The sequence below is a fragment of the Pseudonocardia tropica genome (assembly GCF_040105315.1).
GTDB classification, from domain to species: domain Bacteria; phylum Actinomycetota; class Actinomycetes; order Mycobacteriales; family Pseudonocardiaceae; genus Pseudonocardia; species Pseudonocardia alni.
The window spans coordinates 137,496-155,743 of the sequence record NZ_JBEDNP010000004.1 but is presented as its reverse complement, the minus strand read 5'-3'; the positions used below and the strand labels follow the sequence as shown (position 1 = coordinate 155,743).

The window sequence follows — 18,248 nt, the reverse complement described above, 5'->3', positions numbered from 1 at the left end:
TGCTGCGCCGGTGGTACCCGGAGGGCGATCCGGCAATCGTGGTCCCGGCCGAATCCTCGGTCCGGATCAGACAGGACGGATCAGACAGGACGGATCAGACGCATGGTCCCGTCGGGGCGCGAGTCCATCGTGATGGTGTCGGCCTCCACGGAGGTCGGTAGCGCGGCCTGCGGCGCCAGCGCCGCGGACAGATGGGCGAACAGAGCCTGGCTCCGGCCGTTCTCGGCGGCCTCGTCGCTGGCGAACGCGGGCAGGAACCGGCCGGAGAAGGTGCTCGCCGTCAGTGGCGTCGAGGCCAGGCGGGTGAACAGCCTCCGCATCCGGCGGACCTCGTCGGCGCGTGCCGCCAGATCGGCGTCGACAGTGGCCCGGAACGCCGCGAGCGGCGCGCCGGGGTTGCGCAGCTGGGCCTCGGTCGCGGTGAGGACGGTTCGGCGGCTGTCGAGGGCGATGGCCCGGTAGGCGGTGTGGACGGCCAGGCCGAACGATTCCCAGCCGAGTGAGCCGACGTTGCCCAGCTTCTCCCGCAGCTCCGAGCCGGACGTCGTCGCCGCGCACTCCCGGGCGACGTGCTCCCAACCGTCGAGGAGTGCCACGGAGCGGTTGCGGATGACCTGGAGGTCGCGCATCGCGGCGCCGAGCCCGACGCTCTCCGGGATCGACGCGCCGTCCAGCAGCGCGGCGTGCGCGGTCTCGATCGTCTGCTCGGCCGTCCGCAGCTCGGCCTCGTCGTCGAGCTCCAGCCGCACGGCGAGCCGGTCGACGCCCTTCTTGATCTCGCCGAGGGTGCGGGTCTGCTCGTCGCCGCCCAGCATCTCCGCAGCGACGGTGAGTGCGAGCAGCCCGACGCCGACCGGGCTCATCGACTTCGTCAGTGCCGCGGGGCTCATCGGTAGGAGCCGGACCTGACCGGTGATGCGCCCGGCGCCGTTGGTCGTCATGGCGCGGTAACCACCGCTGACGGCCTCCATCAGCGAATCGGTGCTGCCACTGGGCATCTGCAGGACGAAGCGCTGACCGGTGGCGGTGACGGCCTGTCCCGTGCCGGCGACCGCCTTCGCCACGCCGTCGGCCAGCGCGCTCGTCACGCGCAGGGGCTTGCGCCAGTCCGTGCCCGTCCCCGGGCTGGGCTCGGACCGCAGGATCGCGCCCTCCCCGCGGGCCAGGAGCTCCCACGGGTCGGTCGTGGCCGAGTCCCCCAGTGGGAGGACGACGGCGGTCGGCTCGGACGCTCCGGCGCTGCTCATACTCGGTCAACGGTCGCAGCCGCCCGGGGCAACGCGTCCCTCCGGGTGGTGGCGCGGACCGAGCCCGCGGCACGCGTGTAGAACCTGCGGTGATGACCGACATGTGGGACGACCTCGTCGAAGCCCCCGACGCCACCGAGATCCTCGGGGACCTCCACGAGGTCGCGACGAGCGTCTTCGACCTCTGCTACGACGGCTCCGAGCCGGAGTGGGCGGCCTGGGCCTGGTCGATCCTCACCCGGGCCGGCCTGGCCGCCGCAGGCACCGAGTACGAGCGCGGCGAGCTGGTGCTGCGCCTGCTCGCGCTGAATATGTTCCACCGCGAGCTCTGCGCCCGCACCCTCGACCTGGGCGTGCCGGGGGAGTGGGACGTCGACCCCGACCGCGTGCTGGGCGACCACCCGCGCCTGCACCCGGTGCTGCTCGGGGTCATCGTGGAGCGGCGCAGCCTGGACCTCGCCGACTCCACCGACCCCGGGGACCTGGACTTCGACGTCTCGGTCGCCGCGACCGCGCTGGACGCGCTGGTGCGCTCGGAGTACCGGCGGGTGGTGCCGCTGCTGGTGACGGCGGTCGGCCCGGTGGACCTGGCGGCGTCGGTGTGGGCGTCCACCCGGTCCGAGGTCCGGTTCCCGTTGCCCGACAGCGAGGTGCGCGCGCTGACCGGGGACCCGACGCCGCGGGGACGGGCCGCGATCGACTGGGTCCGGGGCGGCGCGCGCCGGAGTTGACCGGACAGGTCACCGCGCAGTGGACACCTGGTTGTCGACCGCCGAACGGCGGACGCACCATCGCGCACGTGACGATCCACCTCGACGCGCCGGTCTCCCGGCCCCGCACCACCCCCGCCATCGACCTCCTGGAGGGCGAGCGCCTGCTCGCCCGCCTGCCGGGGGACGGGGCGGACCGATGTGGCGGGCACTTCGAGGCGTTCACGCTCACCCCGCTCGGGCGCACCCTCGGTGCCGAGATCACCGGCATCGACCTGCGCGAGCGCGTCGACGACGGGCTGCGGGCCGAGCTGCACCGGGCGCTGCTGGAGTGGAAGGTGCTGTTCTTCCCCGGCCAGCACCTGACGAGTGACCGGCAGCGCGAGCTCGCGCTGCTCTGGGGCGACCTGGAGACCAACCCGATGCTCGACACCGGCGACTCCGCCGACGTCGTCCGCTTCGGAACCGGGAAGCGCACCTACGAGAACATCTGGCACGCCGACACCACGTTCCGCACCGCGCCGGCGATGGGCGCCATGCTGCGGATGGTGCGGACGCCGCCGTTCGGCGGGGACACCCTGTGGGCCGACATGGCCGTCGCCTACGACAACCTCACCGACGACGTGCGGGCCCGCATCGACGACGCCGTCGCCGTGCACGACATGGTGCCCGGCTTCGCCCGGTTCCTGGACCGCGAGCGGCTGGCCCGGGTCCAGGACCTGTTCCCGCCGGTGACCCACCCCGTCGTCCGGACCCACCCGGAGACCGGGCGGCGCACGCTGTACGTGAACGCGTTGTTCACCACCGCGATCGTCGGCATGGGGCGCGACGAGTCCGACGCCCTGCTGCGGCACCTGTTCGCCCAGGCCCACGTGCCCGAGTTCCAGGTCCGCTACCGCTGGTCGGAGGGGACGCTCGCGTTCTGGGACAACCGGGCCACCCAGCACTACGCCGTCGGCGACTACCACCCGCACCCGCGGGTCGCCGAGCGCGTCGCGATCGCGGGCGACCGGCCCTTCTAGGGACCGGCCGTCCGAGTTCGAGTTGCCGAACCCGGGGGCCCCTCGATACTGGGAGGGAGCGGCCGAGCAGAAGGCCGCCACCGCGAACCGGTCGGTCCGGCGGGTGCACGTGCACCGGGGCCGGCACCGCCCACCAGCGCCCGTGCGCGCACGCGCCCCACCGCCACCCGCGGGGGGCGCGTGCCGCCCTGCCCCGACCGCGAAGGAGCACCTCCCGTGCCCGCGATCCTCTTCGGCTCCATCAGCACCCTCGTCGACACCTCCGAGCTGCAGCGGGAAGCATTCAACGCCGCCTTCTCCCGGCACGGCCTGGACTGGCAGTGGGACCGCGACGACTACCTCGCCATGCTCGAGTCCAGCGGCGGCGCCCAGCGCATCGCCGAGCACGCCGCATCCACCGGTGACACGGTCGACGCCGACGCCGTGCACGCCACGAAGTCCGAGATCTTCCGGCAGAAGCTGCGCGAGACCGGCGGGACCCCGCGTCCCGGCGTCCGCGAGACCATCAAGGCCGCGCACGGCCGCGGCGTCTCCGTCGGTCTCGTGACCACGACCTCCCGGGACAACGTCGAGGCCGTCCTCGACGCGCTCGGTCCCGACCTGACCCGGTCGGACTTCGCGCTGCTCATCGACCGCGCGATCGTCGCCGCACCCAAGCCCGACCCCGCCGCGTACACCCACGCGATCGCCGCGCTCGGCGAGACCGCCGACACCGTCGTCGCGATCGAGGACAACCTCGGCGGCGTCGCCTCGGCGACCGGCGCCGGCGTGCGCGTCGTCGCGTTCCCGAACGCCAACACCGCAGGCCACGACTTCTCCCGGGCCACCGAGCGCGTCGAGTCCCTCGACGACGGTGCGCTGCTGGCCGACGTCACCCGCTGACGCCCCGGGCGCACCCCCGCACGGCCCGCCGGGCCCGGTCACCGACCGGGCCCGACACGGGCGTGCCCACGAATCCCATGCCCCGCCCCGGATCGACCTGATCGGAGACCAGAGGACATGAGCAATCCCCAGGCCGTGCTGACCACGACCGACACCGCGTTCCGTGTGGAGAGCTGGGAACGGATCGAGTTCACCCTCTCCTACGTCGACGGCGCCTTCGCACCGGGCAACCCGCACGTCGCGGACCTGTACCGGGACCGGGGCCGCTGCCTGATGGTCGTCGACGAGGCGGTGCACGAGCTCTACGGCGACCGCATCCGCGACTACTTCGACCACCACGGCATCGCGCTGACCACGGTCCCGCTCACGATCGCCGAGACCGCGAAGAGCCTGCGGACGCTGGAGAAGATCGTCGACGCGTTCGCCGGGTTCGGGCTGAACCGCACCGAGCCGCCGCTCGTCGTCGGGGGTGGGCTGACCACCGACGTCGCCGGGTTCGCCTGCGCGTCCTACAAGCGCGGCACGCCCTACATCCGCATCCCCACCACGCTGATCGGCCTGATCGACGCCAGCGTCGCCATGAAGGTCGCGGTCAACCACGGGAAGCACAAGAACCGGCTCGGCGCGTTCCACGCCTCGCACGACGTGCTGCTGGACTTCTCGTTCCTCGCGACCCTGCCCGAGGCGCAGGTCCGCAACGGCGTCGCCGAGATGATCAAGATCGCGACGGTGGCGAACGCCGACCTGTTCGACCTGCTGGAGAAGTACGGCGAGGACCTGTTGCGCAGCGGATTCGGACACAGCGACACAGGAGACGGCACCCCGGAGCTGCGGGAGATCTCCCACCGCGCCACCTACGACGCGATCCGCACCATGCTCGAGCTGGAGCACCGCAACCTGCACGAGCTCGACCTCGACCGGGTCATCGCCTTCGGCCACACCTGGAGCCCGACCCTGGAGCTGGCCCCGGAGACACCGATGCTGCACGGGCACGCGATCAGCGTCGACATGGCGTTCTCCGCGACCCTGGCCGAGCGGCGCGGCTACATCTCCACCGGCGAGCGGGACCGCGTCCACCGGCTGTTCAGCGGGCTCGGCCTCACCGTCGACAGCCCGTACCTCACCCCGGAGCTGCTGACCGAGGCCACCGAGTCGATCACCCAGACCCGGGCCGGGCTGCTGCGCGCGGCGGTGCCGAAGCCCATCGGCACCTGCCACTTCGTCAACGACGCCACCCCCGACGAGCTGACCGCGGCCCTGGCCGCGCACAAGGAGGTCGTCGCCGACCTGCCGACGGCGGCGGGCGGGGTGGACATGTGGTCGCTGAAGTGAGCGGCGCACCGACCCGGCCGGCCCGCCCGGTCACACCGACGACGATCCTCGCCGAGCTGCTCGACGGTCTCGTCGCCCGCGCCGGGGCGGGCGCCGACGCCGACCTCGTCCGGGCCCGGGACCTGGCCGCGGGCCTGGACCCCTACCTCGACGAGCACACCTCGCCGGCGTCGCCGGCACTGGTCGAGCTGGAGGCGCGCACCCGGTCCGCGGCGTGGACCGGGCCGCTGGAGCAGGAGATGCTGTCCGGGCACGTCGAGGGCCGGTTCCTCGCGTTCCTGGTCGGCCTGACCGGCGCCCGCCGGGTGCTCGAGGTCGGCATGTTCACCGGGTACTCGGCGCTCGCCATGGCCGAGGCCCTGCCCGACGACGGCGAGCTGGTCGCCTGCGAGGTCGACGCCGACGTGGCGGCGTTCGCGCAGGACTGCTTCGCCGCGTCGCCGGCGGGGCGGCGGATCCGGGTCGAGGTCGGTCCCGCCGCGGACACCCTGGAACGACTGCGGGGGACCGCGTTCGACCTGGTCTTCGTCGACGCCGACAAGGCCGGCTACGCCGGGTACCTCGACACCGTCCTCGACGGCGGCCTGCTCGCCCCGGGCGGGGTGGTGTGCGTGGACAACACCCTGATGCAGGGGCAGCCCTGGACCGGGGAGCGCACCCCGAACGGCGACGCGATCGCCGCGTTCGACCGCCGGGTCACCGACGACCCCCGCGTCGAGCAGGTGCTCGTGCCGCTGCGCGACGGCCTGACCCTGATCCGGCGGGCCGGATGAGCCGCACCACCGCCATGAGGGGCCGGGCCCGTTCGTCGGGCCCGGCCCCGGCGCGGCTCGCCTCGGGCGTCGTCGCGCTCGCGGCCGCCGGGGTCGCCGGGCGTGCGCTGGGCACCGGCCGCGACGGCACCCCGCGCGAGGGCACGGCGGCGACCCGGGTCCGTACCGCGGGCACCCTCGCCCTGCTCACCGCCGCCCTGCCCGCCGACCTGGCGATCACCGGCGTCGCCGCACTGGTCGGGCTCGTCCGACGCCGTGAGCGGGCCCGGCCGCACCGGCCGCTGACCGTGCTGCTCAGCGGCGGGAAGATGACCAAGGCGCTGGAGCTGGCGCGGGCCTTCCACCGGGCCGGTCACCGGGTCGTGCTCGTCGAGCAGGCCCGCTACCGGTTCACCGGGCACCGGTTCTCCCGGGCCGTCGACGCGTTCCACGTCGTCCCCGCGCCGGACGCGCCGGGCTACGCGCAGGCGCTGGCCGACATCGCCCGCCGCGAGGGCGCCGACGTCTACGTGCCGGTCTGCAGCCCCGTCGCGAGCTGGTACGACGCCGACGCCGAGCGGCTGCTCGAACCGTTCTGCTCGGTCGTGCACCCCGACGCCGACGTCGTCGCGATGCTCGACGACAAGCACCGGTTCACCGCGACCGCCGCCGGTTTCGGCCTGCCGGTGCCCGCGGCGCGCCGCATCACCGACCCGGCGCAGGTCCTCGACCACGACTTCGCCGCCACCCCGGGGCGGACCTGGATCCTCAAGTCGCTGCGCTACGACCCGGTGCGCCGCCGCGACCTGACCCGGCTGCCCCGGCCCACCCGCGCCGAGACCGCCGCGTTCGTCGCGACGCTGCCGATCTCGCCGGACAACCCGTGGATCCTGCAGGAGTTCGTCGAGGGCACCGAGTACTGCACGCACGCCACCGTCCGCGACGGCGAGGTGCGCCTGTACTGCTGCTGCCCGTCGTCGAGCTTCCTGCTGAACTACGAGCACGTCGACCACCCGGCGATCACCGACTGGGTGCGGCGGTTCTGTGGCGAGCTGGGGGTGACGGGGCAGCTGTCGTTCGACTTCATCGAGTCCGTCGACGGCCGGGTCCTCGCCATCGAGTGCAACCCGCGCACCCACTCCGCGATCACCCTGTTCCACGACCACCCGGACGTCGCCGCGGCCTACCTCGACGCCGGGGCCGACACGGTCCTGCCGGCGCCCGGGACCCGGCCGACCTACTGGCTGCACCACGAGCTGGGCGTGCTCCTCGGCGACCCGGGGTCGTGGCGCGAGCGGCTGCGCGTCGTGCGCCGCGGCCGCGAGGCACTGCTCGACGTGCACGACCCGCTGCCGTTCCTGCTGGTCCCGCACCTGCAGATCGCGTCGCTGCTGCTGGGCAACCTGGTCCGCGGACGGCCGTGGGTGACGATCGACGTGAACATCGGCAAGCTCGTCGAACCGGCGGGGGACTGAACCGTGCTGCGTGTCCTGCACCTCGTCGGCTCCGGGGTCGACGAGTTCTTCTGCGACCTGTCCCGGCTCTACGCCGCCGATTGCCTCGCCGCGACCGCCGACCCGGCGCGCTACGAGTTCGCGGTCGCGTACGTGACACCGCAGGGCTGGCTGTTCCCGGCCGGCCTCGACCCGGAGCAGGTGGCCGCCGCGCCCCTGCTGACCCTGCCCGAGGCGGTCGCGGAGATCGTGCGGGCGGACGTCGAGGTCATGGTGCCGCAGATGTTCTGCCGGCCCGGGATGACCCACCACCGCGCGCTGTTCGAGCTGCTCGGGATCGGCTACGTCGGCAACACCCCGGAGGTGATGGCGCTCGGCGCGGACAAGGCCCTGGCCCGCGCGGTCGTCGCCGAGGGCGGGGTCGCCGTCCCGGCGGGGGAGACCCTGCGCGCCGGGCAGGTGCCGACGGTGCGCCCGCCCGCGGTCGTGAAGCCGGTGGACACCGACAACTCCGTCGGCGTCACCCTGGTCCACGACGCGGACGGGTTCGAGGTCGCACTGAAGGACGCGCTGTCCCACGGCGACCGCGCGCTGGTCGAGGAGTTCGTGCCGCTCGGCCGGGAGGTCCGCTGCGCGGTGGTCGAGCGCGACGGCGAGCTGGTCGGCCTGCCGCTGGAGGAGTACCGGATGGACGCGGCCGACAAGCCCGTCCGGCTCGCCGACGACAAGCTCGCCCGCACCGGCGAGGGCGACCTGCGCCTGGTCGCCAAGGACGCGCGCTCCTGGATCGTCGACCCGGGCGACCCCGTCACCGGTCCGGTGCAGGACGCCGCCCGCGCCGCGTTCCGCGCGCTGGGCTGTCGCGACTACGGCCTGTTCGACTTCCGCATCGACCCGGACGGCCGACCCTGGTTCCTGGAGGCCGGGCTGTACTGCTCGTTCGCCCGCACCTCGGTGGTGGTGACGATGGCCGAGGCCGCCGGGATCGGCCTGACCGACCTGTTCGCCGACGCCGTCACCCGCGCCGCGACCCGCACCACCGCCCCGCCCGCCACCCCGCGCTGATCCGGCCCCGCCGCCGGTCCGTCGCACCGTCGCACCCCGGACGCGGTCCGCGCACCCGTCGCGACGGGTGCGACGACCACGCCCGGGGTGCGGTGACCGCGCCGGGGGACCGCCCCGGAACGGGGCGGCGGGTCAGACGTGATCGCGGACCATGCCGCGGTGCATGACCCGGTCCCCGACGACGCCGTCGTGGTCGGCCCGGTGCAGCACGCAGGCGTTGTCCCAGATCACCACGTCGCCCGGCGCCCAGCGGTGGTCGAGCACGTTGTCCGGCCGCGTCGAGTGCCCGATGAGCTCCCGCACCGTCGCCGCGGACTCCTCGGCGTCCATCCCGCTGACCTCGGCGCAGCGGGCCGCGGTCGACAGGTACAGCGAGGTCCGCCCGGTGCGCGGGTGCGGCCGGAACACCGGGTGCCAGGCCTCGGTCTCGGTGCCCGCGTCCTCGGGGGACAGACCGGTGACGACGTGCCGGATGCTGCGGCCGTCGAGCCGGGACCGCAGCGGCTCCGGCAGCGTCTCGTAGGCGCGGTACTGGTTGGAGAACTGCGTGGCGCCGCCCTGTGCGGGCACGGTCACCGCCCGCAGCGCGGTGTAGGCGGGCGGGGATGCGACGTAGCTGGTGTCGACGTGGAACGCGCTGCGCGGCGGGGTCGTGCGGCCCACGTTGGTGATCACGTTCAGGTCGGGGTGGGTGTCCAGCGGGGTCTCACCGGTGGTGAACGCCAGCGGGCCGAGAGCACGCAGGAAGGCGAGGAAGGTGTCGTCGTCGACGTCGTCCTGGCCGGGCAGCACGAGGGCGCCGTGGTCGGCCAGCGCCGCGCCCAGCTCCGCCGGGGCGAGGTCGGGCAGGGACACCCCGGTGACGCGCGCGCCGACCGGGTCCAGGGCCTCGATGTCCATCCTCCGAGTGTGCGGGCGGGCGCGGGCGGTCGCGCGCCGGCGGGCTCAGGACGCGGTGCGGCCCCACCGGCGACGACGCGGCCGGTCGGCCTGCTCGTCCTCCATCGGGGCGGCGATCGCGAGCCGCCCGACCTGCTCGTTGAGCACCTTGAGGTGCACCCGGACGTCGTCGTGGGTCGGGTCCAGCACGGCCTGCTCGGCGATCTCCGCGGCCTGGTCGACCGACTGCTTGAGCGCCGCCCTGGCCTTGGTCAGCCGGGCGGCGATCCGCTTCGCGGGCGGCTCGGTGAGCCGGAACCGCGCGGGCTCGATCGAGTCGCCGACCGCGGCCAGGCGCTGCACCGCCTCCAGCTCGGAGTCCAGGCGCTTGCCGATCTCGGCGAGCCACGACCGCACCTGCATCGCCGAGATCACCGTGGTGATCCGGTGGAATCGCTGCACCTGCTCGGTGCACTCGGCCACGTAGGCCCGCCAGTACCGCGACAGCGGGGCGGGGGGCGGCTCGGATCCGGGTCGCAGGAGTGACACGTGCGCAGGCTACCGGTGATCACGACGAGGTCGCCGTGGGTCACGGGATGCGCCCGTCCTTCGCCAGCACCGGCGCGTCGGCGGTCACCGTGTCGGGGTAGATCAGCCCGCTGCCGGTGTTCAGCACGACGACCGTCTCCGACCCGTCGAGCCAGCCCGACTCCCGCAGCCGGCCCGCCGCGGCGACGCAGGCCGCGCCCTCCGGGCAGATCCAGGTGCCCTCGTCGCGGGCGAGGGCGTGCTCGGCGGCGAGCAGCTCGTCGTCGGAGACGGCGACGGCGGTCCCGCCGGTGTCGTACAGGGCGTCGAGGACCAGGAAGTCGCCCAGCGCCTTGGGCACGGTGATCCCGAACGCCACCGTGTGCGGGTCGGCCGGGGCCGTCGACTCGCGCAGGCCCGCCTCGAAAGCGTCGACGATCGGCGCGCACCCGGTGGCCTGCACCGCGACGAGCCGGGGCAGCGGACCGGAGATCCAGCCGAGCTCCCGCATCTCCGCCAGTGCCTTGTGGATCGCGATGATCCCGACGCCGCCGCCGGTGGGGTAGAGGATGACGTCCGGGCAGCGCCAGCCGAGCTGCTCGACGATCTCGTAGCCCATCGTCTTCTTGCCCTCGATGCGGTAGGGCTCGCGCAGCGTCGAGGTGTCCTGGTATCCGGCCCCGCCGGAGTTGCGACGGGCGACGGCGTCGGCGACGAGCGTCCCGGCGTCGCCGATCAGGCCGTCGACCAGGTACAGCTCCCCGCCGGAGACGACGACCTCGCGCCGGGTGATCTCCGGGGCGTCGACCGGCATCGCGATCAGCGCACCGAGCCCGGCGCGCGCGGCGTAGCAGGCCCAGGCGGCGCCGGCGTTGCCGTTGGTGGGCATGGCGACCGCCCGGACGCCGAGCTCGGCGGCGCGGGAGACGCCCACCGCGGCGCCGCGGGCCTTGAACGCCCCGGTCGGGACGAGCCCCTCGTCCTTCATCCGCAGGCCGGGCAGCCCGAGGCGGGCGCCGGCGCGGGGGAGCGGCAGCAGCGGGGTCATGCCCTCGCCCATCGTCACCACGTGCGCGGGGTCCCGCACGGGCAGCACCTCGTGGTAGCGCCACAGGTCCGGCGGGCGGGCGGCGATGTCCGCCGGGGTCACCAGGGCGCGGGCGCGGTCCAGGTCGTAGCGGGCGAGCAGCGGGGCACCGGAGGCCGAGGTGCCCTGCACGGTGTCGGCGTCGAGGACCTCGCCGGTGCGGGAGCACTCCAGGTGGGACAGCGTCGAGAAGTCGGGCACGGGTCCACCTGATCTCCCGTCGTGCCGCGGCGCAACCGGAGGGGTGACGGCGGCGCGGGCCGGGTGGGAACCGGGGGCCCGGTAGGACCCCCGGCCAGGAGGAACGATGACCGACCGCCGCCCGCCCGGCACGCGGTGGGTGTCTCCGCGGGGGAGTAGGACCCACCCCGGCGGGGGATCCCCGGGACATGCCCGAGGGACACACCGTGCACCGGCTCGCGCGGCTGCAGCGCCGCCGCTACGCCGGACGGCCGGTGGCCGTCTCCAGCCCGCAGCGCCGGTTCACCACCGGCGCCGAGGTCGTCGACGGGCGGGTGCTGGTCGACGTGCAGGCCCACGGCAAGCACCTGTTCCAGCAGTACGGCCCGGACACCACCGTGCACGTCCACCTCGGACTGTGGGGCCGGTTCCCGAACCGGACGCTCCCGCAGGAGCCGCCCCGCGGCCAGGTCCGGATGCGGATCGTCGGTGAGACCCACTACGCCGACCTGCGCGGCCCGGCCGCCTGCGAGCTCCTCGACGACGTCGGGGTCGCGGAGCTGCGGGCCCGGCTCGGCGAGGACCCGCTGCGCGACGACGCCGACCCGGCCCGCGTCCGGGAGCGGTTCGCCCGCTCCCGGGTCCCGCTGGCCGCCCTGCTCATGGACCAGTCGGTGATCGCGGGCATCGGCAACGTCTTCCGCGCCGAGACGCTGTTCCGCACCGGGCTGGACCCGATGACCCCGGCCCGCGACCTCGACGACCGGTCCTTCGCCCTGCTCTGGGCCGACCTGACCGAGATGCTCCACGACGGCGAGCGGCGCGGCCGGATCGAGACGCTGCGCCCCGAGCACGACCCGGCCCTGCTGGCGCCCCCCGACCGCGGCGCGGTCTGCGCCAGCGTCGTCTACGCCTACCGCCGCACCGGTCAGCCCTGCCTGGTCTGCGGCGCCCCGATCGCGCACGCCGAGGTCCGCACGCGGAACCTGTTCTGGTGCCCCGGGTGCCAGGCGGGACGCAGCGCCCGCCCGCTCACCGAACGGTGACGACGGATGTCCGATCTGTCCTGTACCGGATGGTAGCGGTACCGTTGTCGTCATGCTGTCGACCGGTCCCGCTCGTCCGGAAGCGGGGCGTCGGCCGATCGTCCGCTGGGACGCCGCGTTGTCCGGGGTCGCACTGGCCGTGACCGGGATGCTGGTCGCGCTGGGCGTGTTCGGCGCCGTCTTCCTCGTCGCGTTCCTCGACTACTGCCCGCCGCGGACCTGCAGCTCCTCGGCCGTGCTCGTCTCGGTCGGCGGGTCGCTGGTGGTCGCGGCCGCCGCCGGCGTGGCGGGTCTCGCCATGACCGTGCTGCGGGTCGTCGAACGGCGCCCGGCCTGGCCGTTCGCGCTGGCCACCCTCGCCGTGACCGGTTCCGCCGTCGCCTTCGGGGCGGTCCACTACGCGAGTGCGATCGGGTACTGACGCATTCAGGGACCGGTTGATCACTGTTGACGATCGGCCGTCCGGTCGGCTGCATCGGCCGCCGCAGCCCGCTGCACCGTCCGGCGGAAGCCGACCACGATCGCCGCCGACATCAGCATCATCACCGCGACCACCCACATCCCGGCCCGGGAGTCACCGGTCAGGTCCTTCAGCCATCCCGCGACGAACGGCCCGACGAACCCGGACAGGTTGCCGAAGGAGTTGATCAGCCCGATCCCGGCGGCCGCCCCGGCACCGGTGAGGAACGCGTTCGGCAGCGACCAGAACGGTGGGATGGCGGCGAAGACCCCGATCGCGCAGACGGTCACGCAGGCCATGACCAGCAGCGGCGAATCCATGTACAGCGCGCCCGCGATCGCGGCCGCCCCCACGACGGCGGGGACGGCCACGTGCAGCGGCCGCTCCCCGCGGCGGTCGGAGCGCCGGGCCCACAGCACCATCGTCACCGACGCGATCGCGTACGGCACCGCGGTGACCAGACCGACCTCGACCAGCGAGTAGTCGGCGCCGAACTGCTGCTCGAACCCGGCGACGATCTGCGGCAGGAAGAACGCCAGCACGTAGAGCCCGAACACGATCCCGAAGTAGACGACCGACAGGGCCACCACCCGGCCGTCGCGCAGGGCGGCGGCGACGCCGCGGTCCTGCCCGGCCTCCGCCGCGTCCTCGGCGGCGATCCGCTCCTCCAGTGCGGCCGCCTGGTCGGCGGGCAGCCACCGGGCCCGGGTCGGGCGGTCCGGCAGCAGCCACAGCACCGCGATCCCGAGCAGCACCGCCGGGATGCCCTCGACGAAGAACATGAAGCGCCAGCCGGCGTCGAAGCCCAGGGCGCCGTCGCCGACCGAGATCAGCCACGTCGACAGCGGACCGCCGACCACCGAGGACAGCGGTACGGCCAGGAAGAACAGCGCGACGATCCGCGCCCGCTCGACCCTCGGGAACCAGTAGGTCAGGTAGAGGATGATGCCGGGGAAGAAGCCGGCCTCGGCGATGCCCAGCAGCACGCGGACGACGTAGAAGCCGATCTCGCCCTGGATGAACGCCGTCGACGACGCGACGATCCCCCAGGTGACCATGATCCGGGCGATCCAGATCCGGGCGCCGACCCGGTGCAGGATGATGTTGGACGGGACCTCGAAGAAGAAGTACCCGATGAAGAACAGCCCGGCGCCCAGGCCGTAGGCGGCCGCCGACAGGCCCAGGTCGGCGTTCATCGTCAGCGCCGCGAACCCGACGTTGACCCGGTCGATGTAGTTCAGCAGGTAGGCCAGGGCGAGCAGCGGGATGAGCCGCTTCGTCGCCGTCCGTACGGCCGTCGGGACCAGCACGCCTTCCCCCTCCGTCGCGGTGCGCACGCCCGCGCAGTCTCACCGCCGGACGGTCAGTCCTTCAACCAGGCGTAGGCGGTGTGCCGGGAGACACCGAGCGCCGCCGCCATCGCGCTGACCTCGCAGCCGGCCTCGCGCCCGGCGCGCAGCAGCTCGCGGCGACGCTCGCGCGGGCCGTCCGCGGCGGCGCGCAGCTCGGCGAGCACGGCCTCGGACTCCGCCGAGGCCCGCCGCCGGCCCACCCCGGGCCGGGAGAACGCGCGGACGGCGTCGGCGTCCCAGACCGTGCGGCCGCCCGGGCCGGGGTCGGGCAGCGGGGCCGGCGCCTGGCCGCGGGAGACGTAGGAGTTCCAGGTGCCCACCTGCACGCCCCAGTGGGCGGCGCACTCGTCGTTGGTCCAGGTCGTCACGACGGGTGAGCGTGCCACGACCCGCTCAGCCGGTCGCGGGGACCGTCAGCTCCGCGCGCACCCCGAGCAGGCGGACCGGCCGGTCCGGGGCGAGCTCGTCGAGCAGCTCCGCGGCGACCGCGGCGATCGCCCCGCCGTCGCGCCCGGGCGGCACGAGGGCGCGGCTGCGGGTGGTGGTCCGGAACGACCGCGTCCGCACCCGGATCCCGACGCGCACGCAGTCCCGCCCGTCGGCGACGACGTCGTCGGCGACCCGCGACGCCAGCTCCCGCAGCCGGGCGTGCAGCTCGGCGCGGTCCTCGACGTCGGCGGGGAAGGTCTCCTCGCGGCTGCGCGAGCGCGGCACCCACGGCGCGGTGTCCAGCTCGGTGCGACCCGTCCCGCGGCCGAGCGAGACGTAGTAGGGCCCCCGCTGCGGGCCCAGCCGCTCCGCCACGACGCCCGGGCGGGCCTCGGCCAGCTGCGTCACCGTCGTGATCCCGAGCTCGGCCAGCGCACGCGAGGTCGCCCGCCCGATGCCCGGCAGCGCTCCGGGAGGTTCGTCGCCGAGGGTCGCGAACCAATTCGCCGCGGTCAGCTCGAACACCCCGCCCGGTTTCGCGTAGCCGGTCGCGGTCTTCGCGCGCAGTGTGGTGTCGCCGATCCCGACGGCGCAGGACAGCCCGGTCGCGGCGACGGTGGCCTGCACCCGACCGGCGAGGACGCGCGGGTCGTCGTCGGTCGACAGGAACGCCTCGTCCCACCCGATCACCTCGACCGGCGCGCCGAGCGCCTTCAGCCGGACCATCACGTCGTCGGAGATCTGCTGGTAGTAGGGCTTGTCCGAGGGCAGGAACACCGCTCCGGTGCCGTCGAGCCGGCCGCGGGCCCGCGTCATCGGCATGCCGGACCGCACGCCGTGCGCGCGGGCCTCGTAGGACGCGGTCGCGACGACCGAGCGGGCGTCCGGACCCCCGTCCCCGCCCACGACGACCGGCCGCCCGGCGAGCTCCGGGTGCCGCAGGATCTCCGCCGCGGCGAGGAACTGGTCCAGGTCGGCGTGCAGGATCCGGCGCGGGTTCACGGCCGCAGCGCGGTGACCACCCAGCGCAGCGACGTCCGGTCCGTGCAGGTGGCGAGAAGCTCGGCCTGCTCGGCGCTCTCGGCGTCGCGGCGACGGGCGTCGAACAGGTCCTCGACCAGGCCGGGCACGTCGCGGTGCTCCCCGGGCAGCGGATCGTCGCCACCGGGCAGCCCGAGGCGGGCGACGACCAGGCGCAGCGTGCGGTGCCCGATCAGCCGCATGCCCGGGGACAGCAGCGCGGAGTTCCGCGGGGGCGTGGTGCCGGCGGCGGGCTCCCGCCCGGGCAGCGGCACCGCGCCGGGCGGGATGCCGGGCAGGCTCACCGCGGACACGGCGACCACACCGCCGTCGAGCAGGGCCCAGGCGTCGATCGCGGGACGGTGCGTCTCGCGCCCCGACGCGGTGGCCAGCCCCTGGTCGGCCAGCCACCGCCGCAGCCGCGGGCGCAGGTCCCAGCGCACGTCGAACACGCCCTCGGCCAGGTCGGACGGGGTGAACACCTCGTCCCACCGCGGGCCGCCGGACGCCCCGTTCCCGACACCCGTCTCGGGCTGGATCGCCATCTTCGTCCCCCGACCCGGGGCACGCGCGTTCCCGGGGAACCAGGATAGGACGGTCCGGACGGGCGCACAGGCTGGTGCACCCGGCCGTACCCACAGGTGTGACGACACGACCGACGCGGCGGTGAACGGCGTCGCCGGCACGCCGATCAGCAGGCGATGTCACACTGTGTGAGCAGATGTGCCGGTGTCTGCGTGACAGATGACACGATCGAGCGAGTCCGCCGCGGGCGGTAACGAGGCAGGATGAGTCGAGCGATCCACAAGTGACGGCGACGTGGAGGCGACATGGACGGGCAGTTCGACAGGGTTCCGGCGGTGCACCCGGGGATGATCCCCGCGGCACGGCGGTCGGTGGAGAACCTGCCGTCCGGACGAGGTGTGGTCGACGGCGAGCGGGGCCGCGTGCTGGCCCGCTACGCGCGGCTGATGCGGTCCGGCCGGCCGGAGGTCTGCCTCCCCGGGCGGCGCGAGATCTCCGAGCGTGAGCGGTTCGGCGCCTCCGCGACCGGCAGCGACGGCAAGGTCATCTACCCGGACCGGGACGCGGCCGAGTGCGCCGCCCGTGAGCTGGAGGCCCTCGGCGGGCGCCCGCAGCGGGCCTACCTGTGCCGGCGGTCCCGCCGCGGGCACTACCACCTGACCACCGACGCCGTCGCCCAGCGCCGGCGCGGCCCGGCGGAGCTCATCCCGCAGCCGCGCCGCGGTGACTGACCCGACCCGACGACCGACGACCCCCGGTGCCCGCGGCACCGGGGGTCGTCGCGCGTCGGCGGCCGGTTCCCCGCGGATGTCACACCGATGTGATGCGCGGCACACGCTGATCGTCTAGCGTGGGATGTGGCGGCGGTCACGTCACCGCCGAGCCGACGTTCCCACCACCACGCATCGGAGGGCCCCGTGAACCCACACCTGCTGGAGGAGCGCGTCGCCACCGTCAACGGCGGCCGTGATCTCGCCGACCCCGCCCGTGCCCGGCTGCGCGCCCACAAGGCCACCGCCGACGCCTGCCGTCGGCGCGCCGCCGAGCGCCGCGCGGAGCTGGAGCGGGCCCTCGCCGGGGGCACCACCGGCGACGCCCTGGACCTCATGCTGGAGCTCGACGCGCTCGAGCGCGTGCAGGACCGCATCGACAACCGGCTCTCCGAGCTGTGCGACGCGCTCACCGAGCCGCGCACCCAGCGCTACGGCGACGCCCAGCCCGAGTAGCCGCGCCCCGCGGCCCGTGTGGATCACCTGCGCCCGTGGTTCGATGACCGGCGGACACCGCCGTCGGACCACGAGGGAGCACACGTGCGTGCAGTGCAGGTCAGCGAGCTGGACGGGCCGTCCGCGGTCCGCGTCGCGGAGGTCGAGCCGCCGGTCCGCGGTGACGGCGAGGTCCTGATCGACGTCGCCGCGGCCGGGGTGAACTTCCCGGACGTCCTGCTGACCAAGGGGCTGTACCAGTACAGGCCGGAACCGCCGTTCACCCTGGGCTCCGAGTGCGCCGGCACGGTGCGCGAGGCGGGCCCGGACAGCCGGTTCACCGCCGGTGACCGGGTCGTCGCGTTCACCATGTCCGGGGTGTTCGCCGAGACCGTCTCCGCACCCGAGCAGCACGTCTTCCCGCTGCCCGGCGAGGTGGAGTTCGCCGCGGGAGCCTGCCTGCCGATGAACTACCTGACCGCGCACTTCACCCTCGACACCCGTGGTGGCCTGCGTGCGGGGGAGACGGTGCTCGTCCACGGCGCGGCCGGGGGCATCGGGACCGCGGTCATCCAGCTGGCCGCCGCGATGGGGGCCACCGTCATCGGCGTCACCTCCACCGAGGCCAAGGCCGAGGTCGCGCGGCGCGCGGGCGCGACGCACACCGCCGGCGTCGACGGGTTCAAGGACGCGGCCCAGGAGCTCACCGGCGGTGCGGGCGTCGACATGGTCGTCGACCCGGTCGGCGGCGACCGCTTCACCGACTCGGTGCGCTGCCTCGGCCCGCTCGGCCGGCTCATGGTCGTCGGGTTCACCGCGGGTGACATCCCGACCGTGAAGGTGAACCGGCTGCTGCTGAACAACGTCGACGTCCGCGGGGTCGGCTGGGGTGCCTACGCGCTGGGCCGCCCGGACTTCATCCGCTCCGAGTGGGACGCCCTGCTCCCGCACCTGCGTTCGGGCGCGCTCGACCCGCTGATCAGCGGGAGCTTCGGCCTCGACGACGCCGCGACCGCCCTGTCGCGCATCGACGACCGCACCGTCACCGGCAAGGTCGTGCTGCTGACCTGAAC

At 74.4% G+C, this 18,248-nt stretch carries 20 protein-coding genes; 12 read left to right on the top strand and 8 right to left on the bottom strand.

Features of this window, described 5'->3' with window-relative positions:
- Positions 1-80: 80 nt before the first annotated feature.
- Positions 81-1,247, bottom strand: a complete 1,167-nt coding sequence (locus WHI96_RS08650) for a hypothetical protein (RefSeq protein ID WP_345652429.1) — start codon at positions 1,245-1,247, stop codon at positions 81-83.
- Between the two features lie 92 nt (positions 1,248-1,339).
- On the opposite strand from WHI96_RS08650, the gene WHI96_RS08645 reads away from it, so the two are divergent.
- The 7 genes from WHI96_RS08645 (at position 1,340) to WHI96_RS08615 (ending at position 8,464) form a co-directional block, all read left to right on the top strand.
- Complete coding sequence (locus WHI96_RS08645; protein ID WP_345652432.1) at positions 1,340-1,978, top strand: hypothetical protein; 639 nt, start codon at positions 1,340-1,342, stop codon at positions 1,976-1,978.
- 68 nt (positions 1,979-2,046) lie between these two features.
- A complete protein-coding gene (locus tag WHI96_RS08640; protein ID WP_345652435.1) occupies positions 2,047-2,979 on the top strand; it encodes a TauD/TfdA dioxygenase family protein in 933 nt (310 codons plus the stop codon).
- Between the two features lie 216 nt (positions 2,980-3,195).
- Positions 3,196-3,861: an HAD family hydrolase gene (locus tag WHI96_RS08635; protein ID WP_345652438.1), complete on the top strand. Its 666-nt coding sequence runs from the start codon at positions 3,196-3,198 to the stop codon at positions 3,859-3,861.
- A 117-nt stretch (positions 3,862-3,978) separates the two neighbouring features.
- The gene (locus WHI96_RS08630) at positions 3,979-5,193 is read left to right on the top strand and encodes a sedoheptulose 7-phosphate cyclase (protein ID WP_345652441.1); all 1,215 of its coding nucleotides are present in this window, start codon (positions 3,979-3,981) and stop codon (positions 5,191-5,193) included.
- Positions 5,190-5,966 (top strand): O-methyltransferase, encoded by a 777-nt coding sequence (locus WHI96_RS08625; protein ID WP_345652444.1) that lies wholly within the window; start codon positions 5,190-5,192, stop codon positions 5,964-5,966. Before WHI96_RS08630 ends, WHI96_RS08625 begins: the two co-directional genes overlap by 4 nt.
- Positions 5,963-7,420 carry an ATP-grasp domain-containing protein gene (locus WHI96_RS08620; RefSeq protein WP_345652447.1) on the top strand — a complete coding sequence of 486 codons (1,458 nt, stop codon included), beginning with the start codon at positions 5,963-5,965 and terminating at the stop codon, positions 7,418-7,420. The genes WHI96_RS08625 and WHI96_RS08620 overlap by 4 nt, the downstream gene beginning before the upstream one ends.
- Positions 7,421-7,423: 3 nt before the next feature.
- The gene (locus WHI96_RS08615) at positions 7,424-8,464 is read left to right on the top strand and encodes a D-alanine--D-alanine ligase family protein (RefSeq protein WP_345652450.1); all 1,041 of its coding nucleotides are present in this window, start codon (positions 7,424-7,426) and stop codon (positions 8,462-8,464) included.
- A gap of 132 nt (positions 8,465-8,596) precedes the next feature.
- On the opposite strand, the gene WHI96_RS08610 is transcribed toward WHI96_RS08615, so the two are convergent.
- Genes WHI96_RS08610 through WHI96_RS08600 form a run of 3 tightly spaced genes read right to left on the bottom strand, consistent with a single transcriptional unit; the run spans position 8,597 to position 11,159 of the window.
- Positions 8,597-9,364 (bottom strand): TauD/TfdA dioxygenase family protein, encoded by a 768-nt coding sequence (locus WHI96_RS08610; RefSeq protein WP_345652453.1) that lies wholly within the window; start codon positions 9,362-9,364, stop codon positions 8,597-8,599.
- 45 nt (positions 9,365-9,409) lie between these two features.
- Positions 9,410-9,892: a hypothetical protein gene (locus tag WHI96_RS08605; protein ID WP_345652456.1), complete on the bottom strand. Its 483-nt coding sequence runs from the start codon at positions 9,890-9,892 to the stop codon at positions 9,410-9,412.
- A gap of 40 nt (positions 9,893-9,932) precedes the next feature.
- Positions 9,933-11,159: a threonine synthase gene (locus tag WHI96_RS08600; RefSeq protein ID WP_345652459.1), complete on the bottom strand. Its 1,227-nt coding sequence runs from the start codon at positions 11,157-11,159 to the stop codon at positions 9,933-9,935.
- 188 nt (positions 11,160-11,347) lie between these two features.
- Between WHI96_RS08600 and WHI96_RS08595 the strand changes: the two genes are divergently transcribed.
- Complete coding sequence (locus WHI96_RS08595; protein WP_345652462.1) at positions 11,348-12,184, top strand: Fpg/Nei family DNA glycosylase; 837 nt, start codon at positions 11,348-11,350, stop codon at positions 12,182-12,184.
- Between the two features lie 52 nt (positions 12,185-12,236).
- Entirely contained in the window at positions 12,237-12,605 is a 369-nt protein-coding gene (locus WHI96_RS08590) for a hypothetical protein (RefSeq protein WP_345652465.1), read from the top strand.
- 20 nt (positions 12,606-12,625) lie between these two features.
- Here WHI96_RS08590 and WHI96_RS08585 read toward each other — a convergent pair whose 3' ends face one another.
- Genes WHI96_RS08585 through WHI96_RS08570 form a run of 4 tightly spaced genes read right to left on the bottom strand, consistent with a single transcriptional unit; the run spans position 12,626 to position 15,990 of the window.
- Positions 12,626-13,981 (bottom strand): MFS transporter, encoded by a 1,356-nt coding sequence (locus WHI96_RS08585; RefSeq protein ID WP_345652468.1) that lies wholly within the window; start codon positions 13,979-13,981, stop codon positions 12,626-12,628.
- Between the two features lie 26 nt (positions 13,982-14,007).
- Positions 14,008-14,364, bottom strand: coding sequence for a hypothetical protein (locus tag WHI96_RS08580; protein WP_345652471.1), 357 nt, complete (start codon positions 14,362-14,364; stop codon positions 14,008-14,010).
- Between the two features lie 25 nt (positions 14,365-14,389).
- Positions 14,390-15,427 carry a DNA polymerase IV gene (locus WHI96_RS08575; RefSeq protein WP_345652474.1) on the bottom strand — a complete coding sequence of 346 codons (1,038 nt, stop codon included), beginning with the start codon at positions 15,425-15,427 and terminating at the stop codon, positions 14,390-14,392.
- Positions 15,424-15,990: a hypothetical protein gene (locus WHI96_RS08570; protein WP_345652477.1), complete on the bottom strand. Its 567-nt coding sequence runs from the start codon at positions 15,988-15,990 to the stop codon at positions 15,424-15,426. The genes WHI96_RS08575 and WHI96_RS08570 overlap by 4 nt, the downstream gene beginning before the upstream one ends.
- Positions 15,991-16,275: 285 nt before the next feature.
- On the opposite strand from WHI96_RS08570, the gene WHI96_RS08565 reads away from it, so the two are divergent.
- The 3 genes from WHI96_RS08565 to WHI96_RS08555 all read left to right on the top strand — a co-directional run bounded on the left by WHI96_RS08565 (position 16,276) and on the right by WHI96_RS08555 (position 18,246).
- Positions 16,276-16,701 carry a hypothetical protein gene (locus WHI96_RS08565; RefSeq protein ID WP_345652480.1) on the top strand — a complete coding sequence of 142 codons (426 nt, stop codon included), beginning with the start codon at positions 16,276-16,278 and terminating at the stop codon, positions 16,699-16,701.
- A 186-nt stretch (positions 16,702-16,887) separates the two neighbouring features.
- Positions 16,888-17,196 carry a hypothetical protein gene (locus WHI96_RS08560; RefSeq protein ID WP_345652483.1) on the top strand — a complete coding sequence of 103 codons (309 nt, stop codon included), beginning with the start codon at positions 16,888-16,890 and terminating at the stop codon, positions 17,194-17,196.
- Between the two features lie 84 nt (positions 17,197-17,280).
- Positions 17,281-18,246, top strand: coding sequence for an NADPH:quinone oxidoreductase family protein (locus WHI96_RS08555; protein ID WP_345652486.1), 966 nt, complete (start codon positions 17,281-17,283; stop codon positions 18,244-18,246).
- The last annotated feature ends 2 nt before the right edge of the window (positions 18,247-18,248 follow it).